Origin of the sequence: Escherichia sp. E14V7, from assembly GCF_004212225.1 — a bacterium.
Taxonomy (GTDB): Bacteria; Pseudomonadota; Gammaproteobacteria; order Enterobacterales; family Enterobacteriaceae; genus Escherichia.
In genome coordinates, this window is record NZ_RHJJ01000001.1 from 48,595 (window position 1) to 63,690 (window position 15,096).

General features: G+C 53.6%; 11 protein-coding genes. 8 read left to right on the forward strand and 3 right to left on the reverse strand.

The features are described 5' to 3' along the window. Positions 1–170 precede the first annotated feature (170 nt). Positions 171–809, forward strand: a complete 639-nt coding sequence (gene sspA, locus D9741_RS00240; RefSeq protein ID WP_000257293.1) for a stringent starvation protein SspA — start codon at positions 171–173, stop codon at positions 807–809. Positions 810–814: 5 nt separating this feature from the next. Next, positions 815–1,312: a ClpXP protease specificity-enhancing factor gene (gene sspB, locus D9741_RS00245; protein WP_064529500.1), complete on the forward strand. Its 498-nt coding sequence runs from the start codon at positions 815–817 to the stop codon at positions 1,310–1,312. Between the two features lie 43 nt (positions 1,313–1,355). On the opposite strand, the gene dcuC is transcribed toward sspB, so the two are convergent. Then, positions 1,356–2,723, reverse strand: a complete 1,368-nt coding sequence (gene dcuC, locus D9741_RS00250) for an anaerobic C4-dicarboxylate transporter DcuC (RefSeq protein WP_130204538.1) — start codon at positions 2,721–2,723, stop codon at positions 1,356–1,358. Between the two features lie 381 nt (positions 2,724–3,104). Between dcuC and nanR the strand changes: the two genes are divergently transcribed. From nanR to nanQ, 6 genes are all read left to right on the forward strand, one after another. Then, positions 3,105–3,896, forward strand: coding sequence for a transcriptional regulator NanR (nanR, locus tag D9741_RS00255; protein ID WP_130219174.1), 792 nt, complete (start codon positions 3,105–3,107; stop codon positions 3,894–3,896). 122 nt (positions 3,897–4,018) lie between these two features. Beyond that, positions 4,019–4,912 carry an N-acetylneuraminate lyase gene (gene nanA, locus D9741_RS00260; RefSeq protein WP_130219177.1) on the forward strand — a complete coding sequence of 298 codons (894 nt, stop codon included), beginning with the start codon at positions 4,019–4,021 and terminating at the stop codon, positions 4,910–4,912. A 108-nt stretch (positions 4,913–5,020) separates the two neighbouring features. Continuing rightward, positions 5,021–6,511, forward strand: coding sequence for a sialic acid transporter NanT (nanT, locus tag D9741_RS00265; RefSeq protein ID WP_130219179.1), 1,491 nt, complete (start codon positions 5,021–5,023; stop codon positions 6,509–6,511). A 46-nt stretch (positions 6,512–6,557) separates the two neighbouring features. Continuing rightward, a complete protein-coding gene (locus tag D9741_RS00270) occupies positions 6,558–7,247 on the forward strand; it encodes an N-acetylmannosamine-6-phosphate 2-epimerase (RefSeq protein WP_130219181.1) in 690 nt (229 codons plus the stop codon). Beyond that, positions 7,244–8,119: an N-acetylmannosamine kinase gene (gene nanK, locus D9741_RS00275; protein WP_130219183.1), complete on the forward strand. Its 876-nt coding sequence runs from the start codon at positions 7,244–7,246 to the stop codon at positions 8,117–8,119. The genes D9741_RS00270 and nanK overlap by 4 nt, the downstream gene beginning before the upstream one ends. Beyond that, positions 8,116–8,580, forward strand: coding sequence for an N-acetylneuraminate anomerase (nanQ, locus tag D9741_RS00280; RefSeq protein WP_130219185.1), 465 nt, complete (start codon positions 8,116–8,118; stop codon positions 8,578–8,580). Before nanK ends, nanQ begins: the two co-directional genes overlap by 4 nt. Before the next feature lie 67 nt (positions 8,581–8,647). On the opposite strand, the gene gltD is transcribed toward nanQ, so the two are convergent. Together gltD and gltB are read right to left on the reverse strand one after the other, a co-directional pair. Then, on the reverse strand, positions 8,648–10,066 hold the full coding sequence (gene gltD / locus D9741_RS00285) for a glutamate synthase subunit GltD (RefSeq protein ID WP_000081679.1): 1,419 nt from the start codon (positions 10,064–10,066) through the stop codon (positions 8,648–8,650). Positions 10,067–10,078: 12 nt separating this feature from the next. Further along, entirely contained in the window at positions 10,079–14,539 is a 4,461-nt protein-coding gene (gene gltB, locus D9741_RS00290; RefSeq protein WP_130219187.1) for a glutamate synthase large subunit, read from the reverse strand. Positions 14,540–15,096 lie beyond the last annotated feature (557 nt).

A 15,096-nucleotide genomic window follows, 5' to 3' on the forward strand; every position in this document is an offset into this window, starting at 1 on the left:
CGCAAAATCTGGTAAACTATCATCCAATTTTCTGCCCAAATGTCGGGTATTGCTCATTTTTTGTTTGTTTTTTGAACAAAGAGAGTCGTTCCTTACTGGGTAACACAACTTCTGACTGGCCACCTGGTGGCTGGTAGCAGTAAAAATTCTGACTATACCTGGAGGTTTTCATGGCTGTCGCTGCCAACAAACGTTCGGTAATGACGCTGTTTTCCGGTCCTACTGACATCTATAGCCATCAGGTCCGCATCGTGCTGGCTGAAAAAGGTGTAAGTTTCGAGATCGAACACGTGGAAAAGGACAATCCGCCTCAGGATCTGATTGACCTCAACCCGAATCAGAGCGTTCCGACCCTGGTGGATCGTGAGCTGACCCTGTGGGAATCTCGCATCATTATGGAATACCTGGATGAGCGTTTCCCGCATCCGCCACTGATGCCTGTTTACCCGGTAGCTCGCGGTGAAAGCCGCCTGTACATGCACCGCATCGAAAAAGACTGGTACACGCTGATGAACACCATCATCAACGGTTCAGCCTCTGAAGCGGATGCCGCACGTAAGCAACTGCGCGAAGAACTGCTGGCGATTGCGCCGGTCTTCGGTCAGAAGCCGTACTTCCTGAGCGATGAGTTCAGCCTGGTCGATTGCTACCTTGCTCCGCTGCTGTGGCGTCTGCCGCAACTGGGCATCGAGTTCAGCGGCCCGGGTGCGAAAGAGCTGAAAGGCTATATGACCCGCGTCTTTGAGCGTGACTCTTTCCTTGCTTCCTTAACCGAAGCTGAACGTGAAATGCGTCTGGGCCGGAGTTAATCTGTATGGATTTGTCACAGCTAACACCACGTCGTCCCTATCTGCTGCGTGCATTCTATGAGTGGTTGCTGGATAACCAGCTCACGCCGCACCTGGTGGTGGATGTGACGCTCCCTGGCGTGCAGGTTCCTATGGAATATGCACGTGACGGGCAAATCGTACTCAACATTGCTCCGCGTGCGGTCGGCAACCTGGAACTGGCGAATGATGAAGTGCGCTTTAACGCGCGCTTTGGCGGTATCCCGCGGCAAGTTTCAGTACCGCTGGCTGCTGTGCTGGCTATCTACGCCCGTGAAAATGGCGCAGGCACAATGTTCGAGCCTGAAGCTGCCTACGACGAAGATGCCAGCATCATGAATGATGAAGATGTATCGGCAGATAATGAAACCGTTATGTCGGTCATTGATGGCGATAAGCCAGATCGCGATGATGATAATCATCCTGATGATGAACCGCCGCAACCGCCACGTGGTGGTCGCCCGGCATTACGTGTTGTGAAGTAAAACAAAAACAGGCCCAGGTGGCCTGTTTTGTCGTTTTAAGGGCTTAATAAAATAGCGTAATTGTGGCGATCATATTCACCACGAATCCGACTGCCATTGGGATCGCAGTCCGCTTCACCACTTCAAAGGGCGAAACGCCTGCTATTCCTGAAGTTACTACCACTACCGCAGTAATCGGCGAAACTGCACGCGCCAGCGTTGTGGCAAAGTGCATCGGCATAATCATCACTACCGCGGGTACGTGCAGTCCAGCTGCGATATTCGGAATAAGGCTGGCAAATGACATAAATGGCGCATTGCCGGAGCCCATCACAATGGCACAAATGGCAATTACCAGCGCCATAATAATCATCACGCCAATGCCACCAAGGCCAGAATGCTCGGCGCCTTTGATAACCGCATCAACGGTGCCAATCGTCGTTAAGCCTTTCGCAAATATTTCACCCGCGACCACCAGCGTTACCACGTTGGCAAACTGCGTACCCATGCCGTCAAAAAACGCCTGCACATCGTCCATTGTTTCGCGCAAGTTATGCTTGCGGAAGAACTCAACAAACATCGTCACCGTCAAACTCAGTAACATCACCACCACCAGATGCAGTTCTGACTGCATCAGCCCGACGTGGGCGAGGAACAGCGAGCCGAGCATCAGGATTAACGGCATCACCGGTAAAATGGCGTAATAGAGCGGTGGGACATTGTTGAGATCCTTTTGCTCCGCCTGTTCGTGATTGATATTTTTATCTTTTTTGTCAAAAGCGCGTTGTACGAAAAAGTGGGAGATTGCCACTGAGAGAATGACACAAGAGGCGACCGGTAGCTGATAGTGGAAGAAGTAAGTGGCGATTTTCATTCCCGCTACCTGGGCGGCAAAAATGGAGTTCGTTTCCAGAATTCCCCATTCAATAGACATGGTGGTCGCTATAACCGCCACCGCAGAGAGGCGACTTACTCCCAGACTCACCAGCGTCGGAAATAACGTGACCATCAGCAACATACCCAGACCGGAGGCGCTGGTAATAAACTGCGCCATGATTTGACCGATGACGTAAGTTGCCGACAGTATGAGATACGGTGAGCGAATGAGCTTTAACGGGCGGCTTAACAAGCTCACCATCGCCCGACTGGCTCCTATGCGCTCCATGTAGCGGGCATAACCGCCCACCGCCATAATCGACAGCCCCAACCCGGCAATGCGGTTGGACAGCATGCGCAGGATTTCATTATAAATATCAACAATCAAATAGCCGCTGCTTTTGGCGGGGTCGAGTACACCCCCAAACCCTAACCAGGCACCACACATCATCAGGAAGATACCCGCTGTGGCCAGCACCACCTGTGGTTTGTAATTTTTAAGGATCAAATAGCCCATCGTTATTAACACGATGACAGAAATAATTATGCCGAACATTGTTCAACTCCGTGTCAAAAGAATATGGTCAATCCCAGTAACGGCAGATTGAAAACAATGATGTTATATTTTTTTACAAGGCTATTTATGGTGTTGGTGTCGAATTTTTTAATCGTAATAAAGAGGATTTTTCATTATAAAATATACATTTATGATTATTTCGCAAGAACACATTCATAATGTTCATAATGTCTATGAATATTCTTGTAAATAATTTGGCTGGGATGTTTTTATCTGCGTTATATTTATTTTTCGCAAAAGTTAATTATTAAATTAATTACGATAATGATGGTGTACGAAGAGTAAAACCCTTCGTTTCACCCTGCTTTCATTCCTGTGATAGGATGTCATTGATGATGTTAATCACACTGACCTTAAAGAATGGGCCTTATGAACGCATTTGATTCGCAAAACGAAGATTCTTCACCTGCAATTGGTCGCAACTTGCGTAGCCGTCCGCTGGCGCGTAAAAAACTCTCCGAAATGGTGGAAGAAGAGCTGGAGCAGATGATCCGCCGCCGCGAGTTTGGCGAAGGGGAGCAGTTGCCGTCTGAGCGCGAACTCATGGCGTTCTTTAACGTCGGGCGTCCTTCGGTGCGTGAAGCGCTGGCGGCGTTAAAGCGTAAAGGTCTGGTGCAAATAAATAACGGTGAGCGCGCTCGCGTCTCGCGTCCTTCTGCGGACACCATCATCGGCGAGCTGTCCGGTATGGCGAAAGATTTCCTTTCTCATCCAAGAGGGATAGCCCATTTCGAACAGTTACGTCTGTTCTTTGAGTCCAGCCTGGTGCGCTATGCGGCTGAACATGCCACCGATGAACAAATCGATTTGCTGGCAAAAGCCCTGGAAATCAACAGTCAGTCGCTGGATAACAATGCCGCGTTCATTCGTTCAGACGTTGATTTCCACCGCGTACTGGCGGAGATCCCGGGTAATCCGATCTTTAAGGCAATCCACGTTGCCTTGCTCGACTGGTTGATCGCCGCGCGCCCAACGGTCGCCGATCAGGCATTGCATGAGCATAACAACGTCAGCTATCAACAACATATTGCGATCGTTGACGCGATCCGCCGCCACGATCCCGACGAAGCCGATCGCGCGTTGCAATCGCATCTCAACAGCGTTTCTGCCACCTGGCACGCCTTCGGCCAAACCACTCACAAAAAGAAATAATGCCACTTTAGTGAAGCAGATCGCATTATAAGCGTTCTGTATGATGTGTTGCTTATTTGATCTGGTATAACAGGTATAAAGGTATATCGTTTCAACAGACAAGCATCACTTCAGAGGTATTTATGGCAACGAATTTACGTGGCGTGATGGCCGCACTCCTGACTCCTTTTGATCAACAACAAGCACTGGATAAAGCGAGTCTGCGCCGCCTGGTTCAGTTCAATATTCAGCAGGGCATCGACGGTTTGTACGTGGGTGGTTCGACAGGCGAAGCCTTTGTGCAGAGCCTTTCCGAGCGTGAACAGGTAATGGAAATCGTCGCCGAAGAGGCGAAAGGTAAGATTAAATTAATCGCTCACGTAGGTTGCGTCAGTACTGCTGAAAGCCAACAGCTTGCGGCTTCAGCCAAACGTTATGGCTTCGATGCCGTCTCCGCCGTTACGCCGTTCTACTATCCTTTCAGCTTTGAAGAACACTGCGATCACTATCGGTCAATCATTGACTCGGCGGATGGTTTGCCGATGGTGGTGTACAACATTCCGGCACTGAGCGGGGTAAAACTGACTCTGGATCAGATCAATACACTGGTTACGTTACCTGGCGTAGGTGCGCTGAAACAGACCTCTGGCGATCTCTATCAGATGGAACAGATCCGTCGCGAACACCCGGATCTGGTGCTCTATAACGGTTACGACGAAATCTTCGCTTCCGGCCTGCTGGCGGGCGCAGACGGCGGTATCGGCAGTACTTACAACATCATGGGTTGGCGTTATCAGGGTATCGTGAAGGCGCTGAAAGAAGGCGATATCCAGACCGCGCAGAAGCTGCAAACTGAGTGCAACAAAGTCATTGATTTGCTCATTAAAACCGGCGTATTCCGCGGCCTGAAAACCGTCCTGCACTATATGGATGTGGTGTCTGTTCCGCTGTGCCGTAAACCGTTTGGTCCGGTAGATGAAAAATATCTGCCAGAACTGAAGGCGCTTGCTCAGCAGTTGATGCAAGAGCGCGGGTGAGTTTTTTCCCCTCGCTCGCCCCTACCGGGTGAGGGGAACTAAGCGCATCTGTACCCTACAATTTTCATACCAAAGCGTGTGGGCATTGCCCACCGCGGGAGACTCACAATGAGTACTACAACCCAGAATATCCCGTGGTATCGCCATCTCAATCGTGCGCAATGGCGCGCATTTTCCGCTGCCTGGTTGGGATATCTGCTTGATGGTTTTGATTTCGTTTTAATTGCCCTGGTACTCACTGAAGTACAAGGTGAATTCGGGCTGACAACGGTACAGGCGGCAAGTCTGATTTCCGCAGCCTTCATCTCTCGTTGGTTCGGCGGCCTGATGCTTGGCGCTATGGGCGACCGCTACGGGCGTCGTCTGGCAATGGTCACCAGTATCGTTCTCTTCTCGGTCGGGACGCTGGCCTGCGGCTTTGCGCCTGGCTACATCACTATGTTTATCGCTCGTCTGGTGATAGGCATGGGGATGGCGGGTGAATACGGTTCCAGCGCCACCTATGTCATTGAAAGCTGGCCAAAACAGCTGCGTAACAAAGCCAGTGGTTTTCTGATTTCAGGCTTCTCTGTGGGGGCCGTCGTTGCCGCTCAGGTCTACAGCCTGGTGGTTCCGGTCTGGGGCTGGCGTGCGCTGTTCTTTATCGGCATTTTGCCGATCATCTTTGCTCTCTGGCTGCGGAAAAACATCCCGGAAGCGGAAGACTGGAAAGAGAAACACGGGGGCAAAGCACCGGTGCGCACGATGGTGGATATTCTCTACCGTGGTGAACATCGCATCGCCAATATCGTGATGACGCTGGCGGCGGCTACTGCGCTGTGGTTCTGCTTCGCCGGTAACCTGCAAAATGCCGCAATCGTCGCTGTTCTCGGGCTGTTATGCGCCGCAATCTTTATCAGCTTTATGGTACAGAGTACGGGCAAACGCTGGCCAACGGGCGTAATGCTGATGGTGGTTGTGTTATTTGCTTTCCTCTACTCGTGGCCGATTCAGGCACTGCTGCCAACGTATCTGAAAACCGATCTGGCTTATAACCCGCATACGGTTGCCAATGTGCTGTTCTTTAGCGGCTTTGGCGCGGCGGTGGGTTGCTGCGTCGGCGGCTTCCTCGGTGACTGGCTGGGAACGCGCAAAGCCTACGTTTGTAGCCTGTTAGCCTCGCAATTGCTGATTATTCCGGTATTTGCGATTGGCGGTGCAAACGTCTGGGTACTTGGTCTGTTGCTGTTCTTCCAGCAAATGCTCGGTCAGGGGATCTCCGGGATCTTACCGAAACTGATTGGTGGTTATTTCGATACCGATCAGCGTGCGGCGGGCCTGGGCTTTACCTACAACGTTGGTGCACTTGGCGGCGCACTGGCGCCGATCATTGGTGCGCTGATTGCTCAACGTCTGGATCTGGGTACGGCACTGGGATCGCTTTCGTTCAGTCTGACGTTCGTGGTGATCCTGCTGATTGGGCTGGATATGCCTTCTCGTGTTCAGCGTTGGCTGCGCCCGGAAGCATTGCGTACTCATGACGCTATCGACGGCAAACCATTTAGCGGTGCCGTGCCGTTTGGCAGCGCCAAAAACGATTTAGTCAAAACCAAAAGTTAATCCTGTTGCCCGGCCATGTGCCGGGCCTTTTGCTAAGGGAAGAAGTATGTCGTTACTTGCACAACTGGATCAAAAAATCGCCGCCAACGGTGGCCTGATTGTCTCCTGCCAGCCGGTGCCTGACAGCCCACTCGATAAACCGGAAATCGTCGCTGCTATGGCATTAGCGGCAGAGCAGGCGGGTGCGGTTGCCATTCGCATCGAAGGTGTGGCAAATCTGCAAGCCACGCGTGCGGTGGTGAGCGTGCCAATTATCGGGATTGTGAAGCGCGATCTGGAGGATTCTCCGGTACGCATCACGGCCTATATTGAAGATGTTGATGCGCTGGCGCAGGCGGGCGCGGACATTATCGCGATTGACGGCACTGACCGACCGCGTCCGGTGCCTGTTGAAGCATTGCTGGCACGTATTCACCATCATGGTTTACTGGCGATGACCGACTCCTCAACGCCGGAAGACGGCCTGGCATGCCAAAAGCTGGGCGCCGAGATTATTGGTACTACGCTTTCTGGCTATACCACGCCTGAAACGCCAGAAGAGCCGGATCTGGCGCTGGTGAAAACGTTGAGTGACGCCGGATGTCGGGTGATTGCCGAAGGGCGTTACAACACGCCTGCTCAGGCGGCGGATGCGATGCGCCACGGCGCGTGGGCGGTGACGGTCGGTTCTGCAATCACACGTCTTGAACACATTTGTCAGTGGTACAACACAGCGATGAAAAAGGCGGTGCTATGACCACACTGGCGATTGATATCGGCGGTACTAAACTTGCCGCCGCGCTGATTGGCGCTGATGGGCAGATCCGCGATCGCCGTGAACTACCTACGCCTGCCAGCCAGACTCCGCAGGCGCTGCGTGATGCCTTATCCGCATTAGTCTCCCCGTTACACGCTCATGCGCAACAAGTTGCCATCGCTTCAACCGGGATAATCCGCGATGGCAGCCTGCTGGCGCTGAATCCGCATAATCTCGGTGGATTGCTACACTTTCCGTTAGTCAAAACACTGGAACAACTTACCGATTTGCCGACCATTGCCATTAATGATGCGCAGGCCGCAGCATGGGCGGAGTATCAGGCGCTGGAAGGCGATATAACCGAGATGGTGTTTATCACCGTTTCCACTGGCGTCGGCGGCGGTGTAGTGAGCGGCGGCAAACTGCTTACCGGCCCTGGTGGTCTGGCGGGGCATATCGGGCATACGCTTGCCGATCCGCATGGTCCAGTCTGTGGCTGTGGACGCACAGGTTGCGTGGAAGCGATTGCTTCTGGTCGCGGCATTGCAGCGGCAGCTCAGGGGGAGTTGGCTGGCGCGGATGCGAAAACCATTTTCACGCGCGCCGGGCAGGGCGACGAGCAGGCGCAGCAACTGATTCATCGCTCCGCACGCGTGCTGGCAAGGCTGATCGCCGATATTAAAGCCACAACTGATTGCCAGTGCGTAGTGGTCGGTGGCAGCGTTGGTCTGGCAGAAGGGTATCTGGCGCTGGTGGAAACGTATCTGGCGCAGGAGCCAGCGGCATTTCATGTTGATTTACTGGCGGCGCACTACCGTCATGATGCAGGTTTACTTGGGGCTGCGCTGTTGGCCCAGGGAGAAAAATTATGATGATGGGTGAAGTACAGTCATTACCGTCTGCCGGATTACATCCAGCGTTACAGGACGCGTTAACGCTGGCATTAGCTGCCAGACCACAAGAAAAAGCACCGGGTCGTTACGAATTACAGGGCGACAATATTTTTATGAATGTCATGACGTTTAACACTCAATCGCCCGTCGAGAAAAAAGCGGAATTGCACGAACAATACATTGATATCCAGCTGTTATTAAACGGTGAGGAACGGATTCTGTTTGGTATGGCAGGCACTGCGCGCCAGTGTGAAGAGTTCCACCATGAAGATGATTACCAGCTTTGCAGTACCATTGAAAACGAGCAAGCCATCATCCTGCAACCGGGAATGTTCGCAGTGTTTATGCCAGGAGAACCGCATAAACCAGGATGCGTTGTTGGCGAGCCTGGAGAGATTAAAAAGGTTGTGGTGAAGGTTAAGGCTGATTTAATGGTTTAAAATTTAGTTGGATAGCTCGTTTTATAAATTCGCCAGACACTGTCTGGCGAATTCATTGTTACCTCGCTTAAACTTCCAGCCAGTTCATAATGCCGTCTGCCGCTTTGCGACCTTCGGCGATGGCGGTAACGACCAGATCGGAACCGCGGACGATATCGCCGCCAGCAAAGATTTTCGGGTTGCTGGTCTGGAAAGCGTTGTCGCTGCCTTCCGGGGCGATGATGCGGCCTTGTGAATCCAGCTCGACGCTGTGTTTTGCCAGCCATTCCATGTTGTGTGGACGGAAACCAAACGCCATGATCACCGCATCTGCCGGAACGATATGTTCGGAACCTGCAACGATCTCCGCGCGGCGACGGCCTTTGGCATCCGGTTCGCCCATTTCGGTACGCACCATTTTCACGCCGCTGACTTTACCGTTGCCATTCACTTCTATACCCAGTGGCTGGACGTTGAATTTGAACTCAACACCTTCTTCCCGCGCGTTTTTCACTTCGCGGCGGGAACCCGGCATGTTCTCTTCATCACGACGATAGGCACAGGTAACGTGCTTCGCCCCCTGGCGCACGGACGTGCGCACGCAGTCCATCGCGGTATCGCCACCGCCAAGGACCACCACGCGTTTACCTTCCATGCTGACGAACGGTTCTTCACGAGTTTCACCAAAGCCCATTAACTGTTTGGTGTTGGCGATAAGGAACGGCAGCGCTGCGTACACGCCATCGGCGTCTTCGTTTTCCAGCCCGCCGCGCATTGACTGATAAGTCCCGACGCCAAGGAACACGGCATCGTAATCACTCAGCAGATCGTCCAGCTGTACGTCGCGGCCCACTTCGGTATTGAGTTTGAATTCAATACCCATGCCGGTGAAGATTTCACGGCGGCGCGTCATTACCTCTTTTTCCAGCTTGAAGGCCGGAATACCGAAGGTCAGCAAGCCGCCAATTTCCGGGTGACGGTCGAAGACGACCGCTTTTACGCCGTTGCGCGTCAGGACATCCGCACACGCCAGACCTGCCGGGCCTGCGCCGATAATCGCCACTTTTTTACCGGTCTGTTTCACGCCGGACATATCCGGACGCCAGCCCATCTCGAACGCTTTATCGTTGATATAGCGCTCAATGTTGCCGATGGTCACTGCGCCAAACTCATCGTTCAGGGTGCAGGAACCTTCGCACAGACGGTCTTGCGGGCAGACTCGTCCGCAAACTTCCGGCAGGGTATTGGTCTGATGCGACAGTTCTGCCGCTTCAAAAATACGCCCCTCGTTGGCGAGCTTCAGCCAGTTCGGGATGTAGTTGTGTACCGGGCATTTCCACTCGCAGTATGGGTTGCCGCACGACAGGCAGCGGTCAGCCTGCGCTTTGGCCTGGCCTTCGGAAAACGGCTCGTAAATTTCAACAAACTCAATTTTGCGGATCTTCAGCGGTTTCTTTGGCGGATCAACGCGCTGCAGGTCGATAAATTGATAAACATTCTGACTCATTGTTGCTACCCCTTACTGCGCCTGCACGCGCAACTCTGCTGCGCTACGACTACGGTGACCCAGCAGTGCTTTTACATCACTGGACTTCGGTTTAACCAGCGCGAATTTAGTGGCGAAGGTTGACCAGTTTGCCAGAATCTCTTCACCACGCTGAGAACCGGTATGCTGCACATGCTCGGTGATAAGACCACGCAGATGCTCTTCATGGATAGCTAAATCGTCAACGCTTAATACTTCCACCAGTTCCGGGTTAACGCGTTTGCGGAAATCGCCGCTTTCATCGAGAACGTAAGCGAAGCCGCCGGTCATGCCTGCGCCGAAGTTAACGCCGGTTTTACCCAGAATACAGACGATACCACCCGTCATATATTCACAGCCGTTGTCGCCAATGCCTTCTACCACGGTAATTGCACCAGAGTTACGCACGCCGAAACGTTCACCCGCGCGGCCTGCGGCATACAGACGACCACCGGTCGCGCCATACAGGCAGGTGTTGCCGATAATGCTTGCTTCGTGGCTGCGGAAGGCTGACCCAACCGGAGGACGAATGGCGATTAAGCCGCCCGCCATGCCTTTACCAACATAGTCGTTGGCATCACCGGTCAGGTACAGCTCTACGCCGCCTGCGTTCCACACGCCGAAGCTCTGGCCTGCGGTGCCGTTGAAGTACGCTTTGATAGGATCGGCAGCCAGCCCCTGATCGCCGTGCGTCTGGGCGATATAGCCTGAGAGCGACGCGCCGACAGAACGGTCGGTGTTGCGGATATCGAACCAGAAGGTTTTGCTCTGGCGTTCATCGACAAACGGTTTCGCCTGTTGCAGCAACTGCGCGTTCAGCAGGCCGTTATCAAACGGCGGATTGTTTTCGGTGCAGTAGAGTGCCTTACCTGGATGCGGCTCGGCAGTCTCCAGCAGCTTCGACAGCGCCAGTTTCTGCTGTTTGGCGGTGAACCCGTCCAGCTCTTTCAGCAGGTCGGTGCGACCAATCAGATCCACCAGACGTGTTACGCCAAGCTGTGCCATCAGCTCGCGGGTTTCACGGGCGATAAACTCAAAGTAATTCGTCACCTTGAACGGCAGGCCGTGATAGTGATTCTTACGCAGTTTGTCATCCTGAGTTGCCACACCCGTTGCGCAGTTGTTCAGGTGGCAAATACGCAGATATTTACAGCCGAGCGCCACCATTGGGCCAGTGCCGAAGCCGAAGCTTTCTGCGCCGAGAATCGCCGCTTTGATTATATCAACGCCGGTTTTCAGGCCGCCATCGACCTGCAAACGGATTTTATGACGCAAGCCGTTGGCAACCAGTGCCTGTTGTGTTTCAACAAGTCCCAGCTCCCACGGACAGCCTGCGTATTTCACCGATGAAAGCGGACTTGCGCCGGTGCCGCCGTCATAGCCTGCGATGGTGATTAAATCGGCATAAGCTTTCGCCACACCGGTGGCGATGGTGCCAACGCCCGGTTCGGAAACCAGCTTCACGGAGATCATCGCTTTCGGGTTAACCTGCTTGAGGTCGAAAATGAGCTGCGCTAAGTCTTCGATAGAGTAGATATCGTGGTGCGGCGGCGGGGAGATCAGCGTCACGCCCGGCACCGAATAGCGCAGTTTGGCAATGTAAGGAGTGACTTTGTCGCCCGGCAACTGACCGCCTTCGCCCGGCTTCGCGCCCTGGGCGACTTTAATCTGAATGACGTCGGCATTGACCAGATACGCCGGAGTAACCCCAAAGCGACCGGAAGCCACCTGCTTGATGCGCGACACTTTGTTGGTGCCGTAGCGCGCCGGATCTTCACCACCTTCACCGGAGTTGGAGTTGCCGCCGATGCTGTTCATCGCTTCCGCCAGCGCCTCGTGGGCCTCCGGGCTTAACGCGCCAATAGACATCGCGGCGGTATCAAAGCGTTTAAACAGTTCGCTTGCCGGTTCAACATCAGCAATGTTGACCGCATTTTCACCCGGCGTAATCGCCAGCAGATCGCGCAGCGTGGTTGCCGGACGCTCATTAACCAGCTTCGCGTATTCCTGATAGTCGCTGTACTCGCCGCTTTGTACCGCCTGTTGCAGCGTGCGCACCACGTCCGGGTTGTAGGCGTGGTATTCGCCACCGTGCACGTATTTCAGCAGGCCGCCCTGGCTGATGGGCTTACGCGCCAGCCAGGCACGTTTCGAGAGATTCAGCAGATCCTGCTGGAAGTCTTCAAAGCTTGCTCCGCCAATGCGGCTGACCGCCCCCTGGAAGCACAGGCCCACTACATCATCGTGCAGACCGACCGCTTCAAACAGTTTCGAGCAGCGATAAGAGGCGATGGTGGAGATGCCCATTTTGGACATGATTTTGTACAAGCCTTTGTTGATGCCGTTACGGTAGTTCAGCATCACGGTACGATAATTTTTGGCAATCGCCTGAGTGTCTACCAGGCGGCCCAGCGTTTCATAGGCAAGGTACGGATAAATAGCCGTCGCGCCGAAGCCCAGCAACACGGCGAAGTGGTGCGGATCGCGGGCGCTGGCGGTTTCGACGATGATGTTGGCATCGCAACGCAGGCTTTGATCGACCAGACGAGTTTGGATCGCGCCAACCGCCATCGGGGCCGGAACCGGCAGGCGATCTTTAGCGATATTCCGGTCGGAGAGCACCAGCAGCACAGTGCCGCTACGTACCATTTTTTCGGCTTTGTCACACAGCTCTTTGACCGTCGCTTCGAGCGTGGTTTTGGTGACGTCAAAGGTGATATCCAGCGTATCTGCGCGGTAGTGCTCCTCTTTCATCGTCGTGAGCTGTTTGAAATCGGAGTAGAGCAGAATCGGCGATTTAAAGCTTAAACGGTGCGCCTGGCCTTCTGCTTCACAGAAGACGTTCATTTCACGACCGATGCTGGTGGCGAGTGACATAACATGCGCTTCGCGCAACGGGTCGATTGGCGGGTTGGTTACCTGGGCAAACTGCTGACGGAAGTAGTTGTAAATAATGCGCGGCTGACTGGAGAGCACGGCGAATGGAGTGTCGTCGCCCATCGAACCGACGGCTTCCTGACCGTTTTCGCCCAGCACACGGATTACAGAGTCCAGCTCTTCCGCGCTGTAGTTAAACTGTTTCTGGTAGCTGGCAAGCGTGTCGTCGTCCAGTTCGCGGCTACCCACTTCTTCATCGGGCAGATCTTCAAACGGTACCAGACGGCGGACGTTTTTCTCCATCCACTCTTTATATGGATGGCGGCTTTTCAGATCGTCATCGGTTTCTGCCGAGTGCAGAATACGCCCACTGCGAGTGTCGATTACCATCAGTTCGCCTGGCCCGACGCGGCCTTTTTCGACCACTTCGTCAGGCTGGTAATCCCAGATACCGACTTCAGAGGCGCAGGTGATGAGTTTGTCTTTGGTGATGACGTAGCGCGCCGGACGCAGACCGTTACGGTCGAGGTTGCAGGCGGCAAAACGACCATCAGACATCACGATGCCCGCCGGGCCATCCCACGGCTCCATATGCATGGAGTTAAAGTCAAAGAAGGCACGCAGTTCCGGGTCCATATCCGGGTTGTTCTGCCAGGCGGGTGGTACTAACAGACGCATAGCACGGATGATATCCATCCCGCCTGCCAGCAGGAGTTCCAGCATGTTATCCATCGAACTGGAGTCAGAGCCGGTTTCGTTGACGAACGGCGCGGCGTCGTGCAGGTCAGGGATCAGTGGCGTCTGGAATTTATAGGTACGCGCACGCGCCCATTGGCGGTTACCGGTGATGGTGTTGATTTCACCGTTATGCGCCAGATAGCGGAACGGCTGCGCCAGCGGCCAGCGCGGTACGGTGTTAGTGGAGAAGCGTTGGTGGAACAGGCAAATGGCCGATTCCAGACGCAGGTCCGCAAGATCCAGGTAGAAGCGCGGCAGATCCGCCGGCATACACAGACCTTTATAGATGTTCACCAGATTCGACAGGCTACAGACGTAGAAGTCTTTGTCGGCTTCGAGACGCTTTTCAATGCGGCGGCGGGCGATAAACAGACGGCGCTCCATATCACGCGGACGCCAGCCAGCCGGAGCGTTAACGAAAATTTGCTCAATGCGTGGCAGAGAAGAGAGGGCGATTTCACCCAGCACGCCTTCGTTAGTGGGGACATCACGCCAGCCCACAATCGACAAGGTTTCGCGTTGCAGTTCTTCTTCAACGATGCGGCGTGCGGCAGCGGCGAGTTCAGGATCTTTATTCAGAAAGAGCATCCCGACGGCGTAGTTTTTTGCTAAACGCCAGCCGCGCTCCTGCGCAACGATGCGAAAAAAGCGATCCGGTTTTTGTAATAGCAGGCCGCAACCGTCACCGGTTTTACCATCGGCGAGAATCGCACCACGGTGCTGCATTCGGGCCAGTGCGTGTATTGCAGTACGCACTACCTTGTGGCTAGGTTCGCCTTCTATGTGGGCGATCAGGCCGAAACCACAGTTATCCTTCTCAAGGGATTTATCGTACAACATATCAGTGAACCTCCCCAGGCTCTGCGGGAACCCCACTTCCGAACCGCTGCGCACGGGCACAGAAAGAGCGTGGCGACGGGGTTTGCGTTTCATACGCTTACCTCGCATTCGCCCCTTTTTTGTCCTTTTCGCATCGGTTAATACGGTGAAGAGGGGATCTCAATTACTGCATAAATATGATGAGCAGGCTGCTCATCCAGAAAGCTTCCAGCGGATTTCCAACTTATCGGGAAAGCTGATACAGGTCAAATGGCAAGCTTATTGGTCTGGAAATGTGCTTTGGCGCAAAATTCTTTGCTAATTAATTGAAATTAAAGAATATGTGTTCTTTGGGCTTAATGCGATGCTCATAAGGGAAACATTCAGTTCCTGACTGCCTTAGAGGCGTGATAGCCCTTATCCTGCCTTGAACAGGCAGAGAAGCCAGTATTTTATACTGCTTTAATCGGCAATGGCGTTTCATGCTACTGTTTTTGCCTAAAATCTATAAGGAGATAAAAAAATCCGATGCCAGATAAGCAAAAGTAATTCATGTTGTTCTGCATGGAATTTCATTA

Bases quoted from the DNA above. Each gene is read 5' to 3' on its own strand.
- sspA (WP_000257293.1), top strand. From the start codon at position 171: ATGGCTGTCGCTGCCAACAAACGTTCGGTAATGACGCTGTTTTCCGGT.
- sspB (WP_064529500.1), top strand. From the start codon at position 815: ATGGATTTGTCACAGCTAACACCACGTCGTCCCTATCTGCTGCGTGCA.
- dcuC (WP_130204538.1), bottom strand. From the start codon at position 2,723: ATGTTCGGCATAATTATTTCTGTCATCGTGTTAATAACGATGGGCTAT.
- nanR (WP_130219174.1), top strand. From the start codon at position 3,105: ATGGGCCTTATGAACGCATTTGATTCGCAAAACGAAGATTCTTCACCT.
- nanA (WP_130219177.1), top strand. From the start codon at position 4,019: ATGGCAACGAATTTACGTGGCGTGATGGCCGCACTCCTGACTCCTTTT.
- nanT (WP_130219179.1), top strand. From the start codon at position 5,021: ATGAGTACTACAACCCAGAATATCCCGTGGTATCGCCATCTCAATCGT.
- D9741_RS00270 (WP_130219181.1), top strand. From the start codon at position 6,558: ATGTCGTTACTTGCACAACTGGATCAAAAAATCGCCGCCAACGGTGGC.
- nanK (WP_130219183.1), top strand. From the start codon at position 7,244: ATGACCACACTGGCGATTGATATCGGCGGTACTAAACTTGCCGCCGCG.
- nanQ (WP_130219185.1), top strand. From the start codon at position 8,116: ATGATGATGGGTGAAGTACAGTCATTACCGTCTGCCGGATTACATCCA.
- gltD (WP_000081679.1), bottom strand. From the start codon at position 10,066: ATGAGTCAGAATGTTTATCAATTTATCGACCTGCAGCGCGTTGATCCG.
- gltB (WP_130219187.1), bottom strand. From the start codon at position 14,539: ATGTTGTACGATAAATCCCTTGAGAAGGATAACTGTGGTTTCGGCCTG.